Source organism: Paractinoplanes atraurantiacus (assembly GCF_900215205.1).
Taxonomy (GTDB): Bacteria; Actinomycetota; Actinomycetes; order Mycobacteriales; family Micromonosporaceae; genus Actinoplanes; species Actinoplanes atraurantiacus.
The window spans coordinates 122,571-134,320 of sequence record NZ_OBDY01000008.1; the positions used below are offsets into that span (position 1 = coordinate 122,571).

General features: G+C 69.9%; 14 protein-coding genes. 10 read left to right on the plus strand and 4 right to left on the minus strand.

What is annotated here, in order from left to right; all coding sequences use genetic code 11:
• Positions 1-88 precede the first annotated feature (88 nt).
• From CRP55_RS20155 to CRP55_RS20180, 6 genes are read left to right on the plus strand one after another with little or no spacing between them, the layout of a single operon-like run.
• Positions 89-1,489: a purine-cytosine permease family protein gene (locus CRP55_RS20155; RefSeq protein WP_097321658.1), complete on the plus strand. Its 1,401-nt coding sequence runs from the start codon at positions 89-91 to the stop codon at positions 1,487-1,489.
• A gap of 5 nt (positions 1,490-1,494) precedes the next feature.
• Positions 1,495-2,964: an aldehyde dehydrogenase gene (locus tag CRP55_RS20160; RefSeq protein WP_097321659.1), complete on the plus strand. Its 1,470-nt coding sequence runs from the start codon at positions 1,495-1,497 to the stop codon at positions 2,962-2,964.
• Positions 2,961-4,436, plus strand: coding sequence for a GMC family oxidoreductase (locus CRP55_RS20165; protein WP_097321660.1), 1,476 nt, complete (start codon positions 2,961-2,963; stop codon positions 4,434-4,436). Before CRP55_RS20160 ends, CRP55_RS20165 begins: the two co-directional genes overlap by 4 nt.
• Before the next feature lie 44 nt (positions 4,437-4,480).
• Positions 4,481-4,849 carry a hypothetical protein gene (locus CRP55_RS20170; RefSeq protein WP_143234754.1) on the plus strand — a complete coding sequence of 123 codons (369 nt, stop codon included), beginning with the start codon at positions 4,481-4,483 and terminating at the stop codon, positions 4,847-4,849.
• On the plus strand, positions 4,798-5,256 hold the full coding sequence (locus CRP55_RS20175; protein ID WP_143234756.1) for a hypothetical protein: 459 nt from the start codon (positions 4,798-4,800) through the stop codon (positions 5,254-5,256). The genes CRP55_RS20170 and CRP55_RS20175 overlap by 52 nt, the downstream gene beginning before the upstream one ends.
• 1 nt (position 5,257) lies before the next feature.
• Complete coding sequence (locus CRP55_RS20180) at positions 5,258-5,686, plus strand: SMI1/KNR4 family protein (protein ID WP_097321663.1); 429 nt, start codon at positions 5,258-5,260, stop codon at positions 5,684-5,686.
• A 338-nt stretch (positions 5,687-6,024) separates the two neighbouring features.
• Here the strand turns inward: CRP55_RS20180 and CRP55_RS20185 are convergent, their stop codons facing one another.
• Entirely contained in the window at positions 6,025-6,489 is a 465-nt protein-coding gene (locus tag CRP55_RS20185) for a DIP1984 family protein (protein ID WP_097321664.1), read from the minus strand.
• Positions 6,490-7,899: 1,410 nt separating this feature from the next.
• Here CRP55_RS20185 and CRP55_RS20190 point away from each other — a divergent pair.
• Both CRP55_RS20190 and CRP55_RS20195 read left to right on the plus strand, forming a co-directional pair.
• Positions 7,900-8,220 (plus strand): ArsR/SmtB family transcription factor, encoded by a 321-nt coding sequence (locus CRP55_RS20190; protein ID WP_097321665.1) that lies wholly within the window; start codon positions 7,900-7,902, stop codon positions 8,218-8,220.
• Positions 8,217-9,185 (plus strand): maleylpyruvate isomerase family mycothiol-dependent enzyme, encoded by a 969-nt coding sequence (locus CRP55_RS20195; RefSeq protein ID WP_097321666.1) that lies wholly within the window; start codon positions 8,217-8,219, stop codon positions 9,183-9,185. Before CRP55_RS20190 ends, CRP55_RS20195 begins: the two co-directional genes overlap by 4 nt.
• On the opposite strand, the gene CRP55_RS20200 is transcribed toward CRP55_RS20195, so the two are convergent.
• On the minus strand, positions 9,163-9,564 hold the full coding sequence (locus CRP55_RS20200; protein WP_097321667.1) for a hypothetical protein: 402 nt from the start codon (positions 9,562-9,564) through the stop codon (positions 9,163-9,165). The two genes, CRP55_RS20195 and CRP55_RS20200, sit on opposite strands and share 23 nt — an antisense overlap.
• Before the next feature lie 92 nt (positions 9,565-9,656).
• Here CRP55_RS20200 and CRP55_RS20205 point away from each other — a divergent pair, with 92 nt between their 5' ends.
• Together CRP55_RS20205 and CRP55_RS20210 are read left to right on the plus strand one after the other, a co-directional pair.
• Positions 9,657-10,073, plus strand: coding sequence for an SRPBCC family protein (locus CRP55_RS20205; protein ID WP_097321668.1), 417 nt, complete (start codon positions 9,657-9,659; stop codon positions 10,071-10,073).
• A gap of 3 nt (positions 10,074-10,076) precedes the next feature.
• The gene (locus CRP55_RS20210) at positions 10,077-10,502 is read left to right on the plus strand and encodes a MarR family winged helix-turn-helix transcriptional regulator (RefSeq protein ID WP_097321669.1); all 426 of its coding nucleotides are present in this window, start codon (positions 10,077-10,079) and stop codon (positions 10,500-10,502) included.
• Here CRP55_RS20210 and CRP55_RS20215 read toward each other — a convergent pair.
• Both CRP55_RS20215 and CRP55_RS20220 read right to left on the minus strand, forming a co-directional pair.
• Entirely contained in the window at positions 10,467-11,159 is a 693-nt protein-coding gene (locus tag CRP55_RS20215; protein ID WP_097321670.1) for an HAD family hydrolase, read from the minus strand. The two genes, CRP55_RS20210 and CRP55_RS20215, sit on opposite strands and share 36 nt — an antisense overlap.
• A gap of 25 nt (positions 11,160-11,184) precedes the next feature.
• Positions 11,185-11,724, minus strand: a complete 540-nt coding sequence (locus CRP55_RS20220; protein WP_097321671.1) for a methyltransferase family protein — start codon at positions 11,722-11,724, stop codon at positions 11,185-11,187.
• Positions 11,725-11,750: the final 26 nt, after the last annotated feature.

Genomic DNA, 11,750 nt, shown 5'->3' on the forward strand with positions numbered 1-11,750 from the left:
ATGCAAAGCAGCGATTACAAATGTTTGTCCGATGGACCACGCACGTTTGATAGTGCAGGTCACACCCCACGGCCTGCCAGGAGACGCCATGGACGGACAGAACGCCTCGACGCTCCAGGTCGAGTCGCACACCATCGAGCACATTCCGGTCACCGAGCGCCACGGCACCGCGCGCAGCCTGTTCACCATCTGGTTCGGCGCCAACATCATGCTCCTCACGGTGGCCACCGGCGCGGTCGCGACCGCCGTCTACGGCCTGCCGATCTGGGCCGCCGTCGTCGCCCTGGCGATCGGCAACCTGGTCGGCGGCGTGGTCATGGCGCTGCACGCGGCGCAGGGCCCGCAGATGGGCGTGCCGCAGATGTTGCAGACCCGGGCCCAGTTCGGCTCGTTCGGCAGCCTGCTCGTGGTCATCATCGTGATCGCTATGTACGTCGGCTTCTTCGCCTCGAACATGGTGCTCGGCGGCCAGGCCCTGGCCAGCGTCACCGGCCTGCCCGAGACGCCGTCGATCGTGCTCATGGGCGCCATCAGCGTCCTCGGCCCGCTGCTCGGCTACCGCTTCCTGCACATGCTGGGCGGCCTGATGAGCGTGGTCGCGGGCGGTGCGCTGGTCATCGCGTTCATCTGGGCGCTCGGCGTCAACGGCCTGCCCAGCGGTGTCGCGTCCAGCGGCTCGTTCAGCTGGATGGGCTTCTTCGGCGTGCTGTCGCTGGCCGCGCTCTGGCAGATCGCGTACGCCCCGTACGTCTCGGACTACAGCCGCTACATGCCCCGCGACACCGGCGTCCGGCCCGCCTTCTGGGCCACCTGGTCCGGCGCGGTCTTCGGCTCGCTGCTCACCATGATCCTGGGCGTCTTCGTCGGCGCGGCGTTCCCGGAAGAGGACTCCGTGACCGGCCTCGGACACCTCACCTCGGGCGTCGGCGCGCTGGTGGTGGCCGTCTTCGGACTCTGCATCGCGGTCAGCAACGGCATGAACCTCTACTGCGGCGCGCTCTCCTCGATCACGGTCGGGCAGACGGTCTTCCCGCGCTGGAAGCCGGGCGCCTCGGCCCGCACGATCATCTCGATCGCGCTGTTCGCGGTGGCGATGGTGATGGCGCTGGCCGGCAAGGACAACTTCCTGGTCAACTTCACCAACTTCATGCTGCTGCTGATGTGCGTGCTGGTGCCGTGGACCGCGGTCAACCTGGTCGACTACTACTACCTCAAGCACGGCAAGTACGACATCAAGTCGCTGTTCGAGCGCGACGGCGGCGTCTACGGCCGGTTCAACACGGTCGCCATCGCCTGCTACGTGCTCGGCATCCTCGTCCAGATCCCGTTCCTGAGCACGACGATCTACACCGGGCCGATCGCCTCCCGCCTCGGCGGCGTCGACATCTCGTGGATCGTCGGCCTGGCCGTGATCTGCCCGCTCTACTACGTGCTGATGAAGCGCACCAGCACCAGCGCCGCTTCCGCGGTGGCCGTACAGGAGGCCTGATTTCCATGACTGACTGGCACGCTCTCGCCCGTACCGTCGAACCTCGCTCCGATGCCTTCATCGACGGCAAGGCGGTGCCGGCGGCCGACGGGCGCCGGATCCCCTCGATCAACCCGGCCACCGGTGCGGTGCTGGCCTCGGTGGCCGCGTGCGGCGAAGAGGACGTGGATCGGGCCGTGGCGGCGGCGCGGCGTGCGTTCCCTGGGTGGGCGGCCACTTCTCCCGGCGAGCGGAAGACGGTCCTGTTGCGGCTGGCCGAGCTGATCCGGGAGAACGCGGACGAGTTGGCCCTGCTGGACAGCCTCGACGCGGGCAAGCTGATCAGCGACACCTCGACGATCGACGTGCCCGGGTCGGCGGCGATTCTCCAGTGGTACGCCGAGACGATCGACAAGGCGTACGGGGAGATCGCGCCGACCGGGCGGGGCGACCTGGCCCTGGTGTCGCGGGAGCCACTGGGTGTGGTGGCGGCGGTGGTGCCCTGGAACTACCCGCTCGAGATGGCGATCTGGAAGGTGGCGCCGGCCCTGGCCGCGGGCAACTCGGTGGTGCTGAAGCCGGCCGAGGAGTCGCCGCTGTCGGTGCTGCGTCTCGCCGAGCTCGCGATCGAGGCGGGGCTGCCGGAGGGTGTGCTCAACGTCGTGCCGGGGCTCGGGCCGGAGGCCGGCCGGGCGCTCGGGCTGCACCCGGACGTGGACGCGGTGACCTTCACCGGGTCGACGCCGGTGGGGAAGATGTTTCTTCAGTACGCCGGTCAGTCGAACATGAAGCAGGTCTGGCTCGAGTGCGGCGGCAAGAGCGCGAACGTGGTCTTCGCCGACGCTGTGGATTTGGACGCGGTGGCGGCCGGGGTCTGCTTCGGCATCTTCACCAACGCCGGGCAGGTGTGCTCGGCGAACTCGCGGTTGCTGGTTCAGCGTCCAGTGCTCGATCAACTCCTGTCTCTGGTGTCCGAAAAGGCCCGACAAATCAGACAGGGCGATCCGCTCTCCGAAACGACCACGATGGGGCCGCTGGTCAGCGACGCCCAGGCGGCGCGGGTTCTGTCGTACGTCGAGATCGGGCACGCGGAAGGACGGGCGACCCTGCCGGGTGGCCCCCGCGAAGAGGCGCCCACGAAGGCGTACGTCAATCCCTCGATCTTCGAAGTCGGCCCGGAGAGCCGGCTCTGGAGGGAAGAGGTCTTCGGGCCGGTGCTCGCGGTCCAGGCCTTCGACAGCGAGGACGAGGCGGTGGCGATGGCCAACGACTCGATCTACGGGCTGGCCGCCTCGGTGTGGTCGGACAGCCTCTCGCGGGCCCACCGCGTCGCCGGGCGGCTGCGGGCGGGCACGGTCTCGGTGAACACGGTCGACGCGCTCGACGTCACGACGCCGTTCGGCGGCTTCGGGCAGAGCGGCTTCGGGCGTGACCTGTCGCTCCACGCGCTGGACAAGTTCACGGCGCTCAAGACCACGTGGGTGAACTACCGATGAGCGACTACCTGATCGTCGGCGGCGGCACGGCCGGGTCGCTGCTGGCCGCGCGGCTGTCCGAGGACCCGTCGGTCAGCGTCACGCTGCTCGAGTGGGGGCCGTCGGACCAGGACGAGCCGCGGGCCCGCTCGATCCGGCGCTGGGCCGAGATGCTCGAGGGCGTGTACGACATGGACTACCGCAGCGTTCCGCAGGCGCGCGGCAACAGCGACATCCGGCAGGCCCGGATGCGGATCCTCGGCGGCTGCTCGACGGCCAACACGATGATCACGTGGCGGCCGCTCGCCTCGGACCTGCGGGAGTGGGTCTCGCTGGGCGCGGCCGGGTGGGATCCGGCGGTGGTGCTGCCGTACTACGACAAGTTGCAGATCCCGATCTCGCCGGTGGCGCCGGCTGATCAGAACGCGTATGTGGCCGACGTTGTTGCCGCCGCCGCCAAGGCGCTGGATGTGCCGGTGCAGGAGCAGTGGAACGACGGGCGGCTCGACGCGCGGGCCGAGGGGGTCGGGTTCTTCGAGGTCGGCTATGACCCTGCCACCAACGTGCGGGGTTCCACGTCGATTCACTATTTGCACGACGCGCTTTCCCGCCCGAATCTGACGGTACACACGGGGGTGCGGGCGCTTCGCGTGCTTTTGGACGATGGCCGCGCGACCGGGGTGCACACCTCTGCCGGGACATTTCGGGCATCGCGCGAGGTGATCCTCTGTGCTGGGGCGATCGACTCGGCGCGGCTGCTCCAGCTGTCGGGCATCGGGCCGCGGGCGGTGCTGGAGGCGGCCGGCGTGCCGGTCGTGGCCGACCTGCCGGTGGGCGAGAACCTGATGGACCACGCCGAAGGCCTGATCCTGTGGAAGTCGGTTTCGTCGCCGCCGGCCGAGTGTGCGAGCGGCTGGGACGCCGGCGGCATGTTCAGCGTCGACGGTGACCCGGCCCGGCCCGACGTGCTGATGCACTTCCCGGTCGAGCCGTGGGCCGTGCACGCGGCTACCTACGGGGTGGACCTGCCCGACAACATGGTGCAGATCGCCCCGAACGTGGCCCGCCCACTCAGCCGCGGCACCGTCCGCATCACCTCGGCCGACCCCTCGGACCCGCCGGAGATCGACTACGGCTACTTCACCGACCCCGACGGCCACGACGAGCGCATCCTGATCGCCGGCATCCGCGCGGCCCGCCGCATCGCCGAGCAGGAGCCGTTCCGCTCGTGGCTGGTCCGCGAGGTCTTCCCCGGCCCGTCGCTGGTCAGCGACGAGGACCTGTCCGAGGCCCTGCGGGCCACCCATCAGACCGTCTACCACGTCTCCGGCACGTGCCGCATGGGCGCGGTCCTCGACGGCGACCTGCGCGTCCTCGGCATCGACGGCCTGCGCGTGGTCGACGCCTCGGTCTTCCCCACGATCCCGGCGGTCAACCCGGTCGGCACGGTCATGGTCGTCGCCGAGCGGGCCGCCGACCTCATCCGCGGGTGAGACCGGCGGGCCGTCTCGGCGCCGGGCTCAGCATGCTCGGCCTCTTGACCCACATTCCGATGGCGTACGCCGGTGTACGCACCGACAACCTGACCCTGCTGGGCGTCGTCCTCGCCATGACGGCTGGCTGCGTGCCGTGCGCCCTGCACTTGTGGCGCGGCCCGAGCCGGGCGACGTGGTGCCTGACGGCGGCGATGACCGCCGCCATGCTGGCCCTGCACGGCTCCCTCATGTCGGTCGCCGGTCATCACCACGGCACCGGCGCGACGGCGTACTCCATGATCCCGGCTTTGGCGTTGTTGTTGCTCTCCGTCACTTGCACCATCATGCTCATGACCGGTTCCGTGCGTCAGGAGCGTCGATGCGCCGTCAGATCGAAGTGGCCCTCGTGGCAGTGGTCGCCGCCCTGGTAGGCGCGGCGGCCTACCACGCCGTCGACACGTGGCCGCGCGCTGCCGAAACCCCACAGCCCCAGACCATCAGCATTCCGGCGGCCACCTTCCGCATCAGCGCGGAGGCGATCCGGATCGACGTCAACCCTCTGCCGCTCACCTTCGAGGTCACCGGCACCGGGCCGATCGACGTCACCTACTCCCCGGACGCGACCGGCCGGACCACCCACGCCCGGGTGAAGGCGCCGTGGAAGGTGACCGTGCAGGCGCCGCCGTACATCCCGGCCAACGCCGTCACGCTGACGGCCCGAACCACCAGCGCTCAGGACGACGCCGTCGTGACCTGCCGCATCGTCACCACCGAGTTCGGCGGCACGGCCCTCGGCGACGACACCGCTTCCGGTCCGCACGCCGTGGCCAACTGCTGACATGGTGAACTGGGTGGACGGGGCGATCGACAACCCCCGGCCGGCGCCGGACGCGGCGGTGCGCCAGGCGGAGGACGAGCTGGAGGTCGGCCTGCCCGCGGAGTTCCTGGCCGTCGCGCAGACCCATCAGGGCGCCACTCCGGTCCCCGCCGGAATCGACCTGCCCAACGGCTTCGGCACCGCGGTCGACCATCTGCTGCATTTCGAGGACACCCCGTTCGTCAGCAACATCGTCGCGGCCATCTTCCCCCTGCTCGACGTGCTGGACGAGGGCATCATCCCGTTCGCCGCCGACGCGGGCGGCGACTTCTTCTGCTTCGACTACCGCACAGACCCCGGCCACCCCTCGGTCGTCTTCTGGAGCGTGGACTGGGGAGTCGTGCCGCTGGCACCGAACTTCACCGCTTTCCTGAACATGCTGCGCCCCTAGAGACGGCGGCGGCACCGGTACCCGGCCATCACGAGGAATCCGCCAACCCGACCACAGCGGAGCCCGAGTCGCCGCGCCGGAGCACTCCGACAGCGATTGCTCCGAATCATTCGTTCAAGGGACGCGAAGTTCCCCAAACCCGCCCTCGCCGTCGTGGATCTGCGCGTGGTGGTGTGCTGTGCCCTGTGCGCCGTCACCTGTGCTGCGTGCTGGGCATGCGATGTGAATCAGGGAATCGAACCCCCGCGCCTGCCCCCGGCGCGCCAGGAGTGAACCGGATTGCCCGCCGGCTCTCGGGTTTGCGCACGCCTCCACGCCGGCTACCTGCTTCGCGCCGGTTAGTCGAGCAGATCGACCTCCCAGTTGATCCGCTGAATCAGGGTGTCGACCTCACGAACCTGCCGCGCAAGATCGTCGGCCTGGCGTCGTAGCTCAGCGACCGGCAGCGCCGGCATCATCTTCAGCTCCGACCGCAGCTGCCGGTATCCGCGCTGGCCCTCACCGGCCGCGGCGTCAGCTGCCGCAGTGATGATGCTGTGCCGCAGCCTCAGAACGTCTCGCCGGGCGAGCGCGTCCGTCAATGTGCCGCCCTCGACCAGCGCGGCGGCATTCGTGCGATTGATTCGCCTGATCAGGGACTCAAGCTCATCGAGCACCACGCCCGCTTCCGTGAGCAGGGACGCCGCGTCCTCCGCCGGGTTCTCGCCCTCCTGGAAACGCGCGCTGCCCGTGATGCGAGAGCGGAGCTGTTCGGCACGGCGCGACGCATCCGCGCGCAGCGCGAGAGCTTCGGCAAGTTTCATGGGATCAGCATGGCCATCCAAGGTCAGAGTCGCCTCCGATTTACGCGGGCTGGAGGCCGCGGCACGGCGGATCGCCGAAAGTGGCGAACGGTCTGCGGCTAGATGAGGATGCCACTCAAAGGCCTCGCCCTCCGGTCGCTGCATGGGATATCTTCCGCCCGCGCGCCGGGCAAAGGCACATGGGAAGGGCGCGTCACGTTCAGTCGTGTTGCCGCGAGGCATGAGCCGGTTCGAGTCCGGTAGCCCGAGCGCGGACAGCGGCATGAGAATTCAGGCCTGTTTGATGGTCCGCGCGAATGTGGCACGTTTTCTCTCTTACCGCTCCGGCTGGGCTCGCGGGAGAATAACTCATGCGCCAGATACGGGGTCAGATTCAGTTGCTCAGCCAGACGCAAATATCTCAATGGCGCGATCCCACCCGGCGCCGTAACTACTCCGCCGGCGAAGAAGAATTCCGCCGCGATCACCACGAGCGCCGACAATACGGATTGATACAACGGCACACCCGAAAATGGCGCAGCCTGCACGGCGACACCCCGATGCCACCCCTGGCCCCGCCTCGCCCCTACAGGCCACGTCAGCGCCGCTCGCCGGCCCCGCACTGCCCGGCCGCCGTCAGCCCGGTCGCCGTCAGTCCGATCGACTCCGCCACCCCAATCCCGGTCGGCCCTGATCCGGCCGGCACACGCCCGGGCGGCGCAGGCCCGGCCAGCACAAGCCCGGTCGGCCCTGATCCGGCCAGCACGGGCCCGGCCGGCACGGGCTCGGGCGGCGCAGGCTCGGGCGGCCCAGCGGGTCCGGACGTGCCCGCCGATGACCGCCAAAACCCCGGCGCAACAGCCAAGGCCACCCCCCACCGAAACGCCGGCGCCACCGGCCACCGGCCCCACCGCCAGCACACTCAACGAGCCGGCATCCGAATCATGCGGGCGGACCTCAACCACACACCCGCCGGCACCCCACGCCATGCCACACACTCATCCCCGCCGGGACATGACAACCCGATCCAGTCACCCCAACCGCAACCACCGGGCGAAACGCAAACAGGTTTCCGCTCTCCTGTCGCGACCATTCCCACGACGCAACGGAAAGTATTCCGCGACGGAGTCAACCCACCCGCGGAAGACAGCCAAAAGAAACGGACTGACGCGAATGCCGAATCCACGGGTCCACCTGACCGTGTGGCGCCGTTCCGGACTGATAACAGCAATCATCTCGGCGTGATCGGACGCACTCAACTCGGCTAGATCCGCGCGCTCACCCTCGAAGCCGTGGGTCGAAGTCGGGTCGTTGACCTACGTGACTCGGGTGGGGCCGCTGGCGTGGTGGCCCAAGCCGCCGCTCCGACGCGGTGCCATCGGGGCTTCGGCGCGGCTTTACACAACTCATCTGTTGTGCAAGGGTCCTGTTGTGGAAGCGACAACCCTGGCCCGGACCTTCGCGGCCCTGGCCGATCCGACCCGGGTGGCGATCGTGGCTCGGCTGGCCGCCGGCGATGCCACCGTCAAAGAGCTGACCGAGCCGTTCGACCTGACCCAGCAGGCCGTCTCGCGGCACCTTCGGGTGCTGGCCGACGCCGGGCTCGTCACGCGGCGGCAGCAGGCGCAGGCCCGGCCCGCCAGCCTCGAAGTGGAACGGCTGATCGAGGCTTTGACCTGGATCGACGCCCGCCGGGCCGAGTGGGCCGGGCGGCACGACCGCCTGGCGAAGCATTTGCGGGGGCTCAAATGAGGTACGTGCACGACGCGCCCGCGGACCTGGTCTTCGCCTGCCTGACCACGCCCGAGCACCTCACCCACTTCTGGGGCCCGGACGGCACCCACACCCCGCTGCCGAACATCGTGGTCGACCTGCGCCCGGGCGGCGCCTTCGAGACCACGATGGTGAACGACCTCAGCGGCGACACGTACACGATGCGCGCCGTCTATGTCGCTGTCGACCCGCCGCGGTTCCTGTCGTGGCGCGAGGTCGACTCCGGTGTGCTCACCGAGATCACCTTCACCGACCGGGGCGATGGCACCACCGAGGTCGTGACCATCCAGCAGGGCCTGCCCCCGCACATGCTGACTCCGGAGGCGCGGAGCGGATGGCGCAGCGCTCTCGACCGCGCCGCGGCCCACGTCGCCGTCCAGGCGCTCGTCGGTGCACAGTTCCGGGCGCTCGCCGAGGCGCTGGCCGGGCAGCCGGCGTCCGCACCCTCCCTTTGCGAGGGCTGGGAGGTGCGGCATGTGGTCGCGCACATGACGATGGCGGCCCGCTACGACGGGCCCGCGTTCATGGCCGAGCTGGCCTCGGTGGGCTACGACTTCGACGCCCTGTCGGAGAAAGTGGCCCGCCGCGACGGTGACCTCCCGTTCGAGTCGCTGCTGGCCGACCTGCGCAGCGACACCATGGCCCGATGGGCGCCGCCCGGCGGCGGAGCCCTGGGCGCCCTCAGCCACGTGGTCATCCACGGCCTCGACATCACGGCCGCCCTAGGTCTGCCGCGCGCGGCGAGCGACGAGGCGACCCGCCTCGTGCTCGACGGGCTGGCCCGTGGGAAGCAGTTCGGCGTCGACACGACAGGTCAGCGGCTGAGGGCCACCGACCTGGACTGGGAGTACGGGGACGGTGTGCTGGTGGAGGCGCCTGCCGCCGACCACGTGCTCACCCTGGCCGGCCGGCGCCTTCGTCTCACCGATAACCCACGTAGATGACGAGCTGATCCTCGCGAGGCTCGGCTCCGACCTGGACGAAGCCGGGGTCGAAGAGCTTCGGCCCTAGAGTCTTCTCGCTCTCCAGGCCCATCGTGCGGGCCAGATCCTCCGGCGACTGCCCGGGCGGCGGTGTCACCGTGAGCCGCCACCAGCAGCCGCCGGAACCGCACGCCTCGCTCTGGTCGACGACGGCGGCGCCGGCCGGCACCGCGGGGATCCGCGATTTCGGCGGCAGCGATCCCTCACCGCCCAGCAGCAGCAACGCCGTGAACCACAAACCCCAGATCATGGCGAGTACGACCACGACCGCACCCACGGCGATGAGGGCACGCCTCGTGGTGATGGCGCGGGCGCGTGCGGGGGCGGCGTGGGGAGTCACCGCGGCAGCGTAGCCGGGCCGGGCCAGCGACAGAGTTGACCGATAGTCTGCGCACAGATAATCTCTGCGCATCCAATCGAAGGGGAATTCTCATGTGGGAGTACGAGCACAGCGTGGAGACGACCGCGTCCGCCGAGACGCTCTGGCGGCACTGGGTGGCCATCGAGCAGTGGCCGCGGTGGAACGCGGGGATCGAGAAGATCGAGGTTGACGGGCCGTTCGCGGTCGGCACCGTGTTCACCATGACGCCGCCGGGGGAGGAGCCGCTGCGGATGCGGCTGACCGAGGTCGTGCCGGGGAGGCTGTTCACCGACGAGATGGACGCGGGGGACTTCGTCGTCCGGACCGTGCATGCGCTGGAGCCCGCGGCGCCCGGCAAGACCCGGGTGATCTACCGGACGGAGATCAGCGGGGCCGCCGCCGACCAGGTCGGGCCGCAGATCGGGCCGGCCATCACGGCCGACTTCCCCGATGTCGTCGGCGCCCTGGTCCGGCTGGCCGAGAGCTGAGCCGTGGCCCTCGACCCCAACGACAGTCCCGGCTTCCTGCTGTGGCACGTCACGTTGCGCTGGCAGCGCGAGATCACGGCGGCGCTGGCCCCGCTCGACCTGACCCACGTGCAGTTCGTCCTGCTGGCCACCACGTGGTGGTTGAACGCGCACGGTGAACCACCCAACCAGCTCGGCGTGGCGACGCAGGCCGGCACCGACGTGAAGATGACCTCCCAGGTGCTGCGCAAGCTGGAAGCCAAAGCGCTGATCCAGCGCGAGGTCGACGCCGCCGACACCCGGGTCAAGCGCCTGCGCGTGACCGAGCGCGGCGCCGAGCTCGCCCAGGAGGCCATCGCCGTCGTGGAGGCCACCGACGCCGCCTTCTTCCGCTCCCTGCCCGATCCCGGGGCTTTACTGGCGATGCTGCGCCCGCTCGCCGACGGATAGGTCCGCGATCGCGGATTTGTCGAGGGCGGCCAGTAGGGCGGCCGGGTCGTCGTGGACGGCGGCCGCGCCCGCCTCGGTCAGCTCATCGGCTGAGGTTCCGCCGCAGGTCAGGCCGATGCATGGGATGTTCAGGGTGGCGGCGGCCTTGACGTCCCAGATCGAGTCGCCCACGAAGACCGCCGCCTCGGGGTCGATGCCGGACTGGTCGAGGGCGGCCTGGAGGATGTCGGGTGCGGGCTTGCTCTCGGCGGCGTCGGACGAGGAGGTGGCCGCGTCGATGACGTCGTCGGCGTCGATGACACGCCGGAGGTGCTCCAGTTCCGGCGCCTTGGCCGAGGATGCCAGGGCCACCGCCAGGCCCCGGCCGGCCACGGCGCGGAGCAGGTCGGCGGCGCCGGGCAGGGGGCGCAGGCGCTCCCACCACGCGCCGTAGAGGACGTCGTGGGCGGTGGAGGACTCGGCGTCCTTGTCGTGGTCGCGGTCCGGGCCCAGCAGATGGTCGAGGAGCTTGTCGGATCCCATGCCGATGGCCCGGTGGATGGTGGCCATGGGCACGTCGGCGCCCTGCTGGCGCAGGGCCTCCCACCAGGCGACCGTGTGCAGGTAGGTGGAGTCGACCAAGGTGCCGTCGACGTCGAACAGGACTCCGGATCTCATCTTCGTGGTTTACCCAGGATCACAGTCACCAGACATACGGGATGAGGCGGGCACGCGTCGCCGCGAACGTCCGGTAGTGCTCGCCCAGCGCCGCGGTCAGGGCGCGCTCCTCGATCCGGATCCGATGGAGCAGGGCGATCAGCACCAGCGTGACCGCGGCGACGGTGCCCAGCCAGTTCTGGAGCATCAGTCCGATGCCGGTGAAGATCAGCAGCAGGGCGGTGTAGCTCGGGTGCCGCACGAACCGGTAGGGGCCGCGGTCCACCACCGGCTGGTCCTCGCTGGTCATGACCACGACGGTGAAATATCTGCCCAGGGTCAGGAACGACCACCAGCGCAGCAGCAGGCCGAGCCAGGCGAGCACGAACCCGATGGCGACGGCATGCACGACGGCGCCGGGCACGACAGCCCGGGACAGGGGCAGCATGAGGATGCCGGCGAAGAACACCAGCCGGAACGCGGTCTCCGAGCGCACGTCGGCGCGGGTCGCGCCGGGGCGGCGGCGCAGGGCCTGGACCAGCTCGCCCGCCGCGAAGGCGCCGATGGTCACCGCCGGCACGAGCATGAACCGAGTGTCACGGTCGTAGGGTG

Bases quoted from the DNA above. Each gene is read 5' to 3' on its own strand.
- CRP55_RS20215 (WP_097321670.1), bottom strand. From the start codon at position 11,159: ATGAGATCCGGAGTCCTGTTCGACGTCGACGGCACCTTGGTCGACTCC.
- CRP55_RS20165 (WP_097321660.1), top strand. From the start codon at position 2,961: ATGAGCGACTACCTGATCGTCGGCGGCGGCACGGCCGGGTCGCTGCTG.
- CRP55_RS20185 (WP_097321664.1), bottom strand. From the start codon at position 6,489: ATGAAACTTGCCGAAGCTCTCGCGCTGCGCGCGGATGCGTCGCGCCGT.
- CRP55_RS20205 (WP_097321668.1), top strand. From the start codon at position 9,657: ATGTGGGAGTACGAGCACAGCGTGGAGACGACCGCGTCCGCCGAGACG.
- CRP55_RS20160 (WP_097321659.1), top strand. From the start codon at position 1,495: ATGACTGACTGGCACGCTCTCGCCCGTACCGTCGAACCTCGCTCCGAT.
- CRP55_RS20180 (WP_097321663.1), top strand. From the start codon at position 5,258: ATGGTGAACTGGGTGGACGGGGCGATCGACAACCCCCGGCCGGCGCCG.
- CRP55_RS20220 (WP_097321671.1), bottom strand. From the start codon at position 11,724: ATGCTCGTGCCGGCGGTGACCATCGGCGCCTTCGCGGCGGGCGAGCTG.
- CRP55_RS20195 (WP_097321666.1), top strand. From the start codon at position 8,217: ATGAGGTACGTGCACGACGCGCCCGCGGACCTGGTCTTCGCCTGCCTG.
- CRP55_RS20155 (WP_097321658.1), top strand. From the start codon at position 89: ATGGACGGACAGAACGCCTCGACGCTCCAGGTCGAGTCGCACACCATC.
- CRP55_RS20175 (WP_143234756.1), top strand. From the start codon at position 4,798: ATGCGCCGTCAGATCGAAGTGGCCCTCGTGGCAGTGGTCGCCGCCCTG.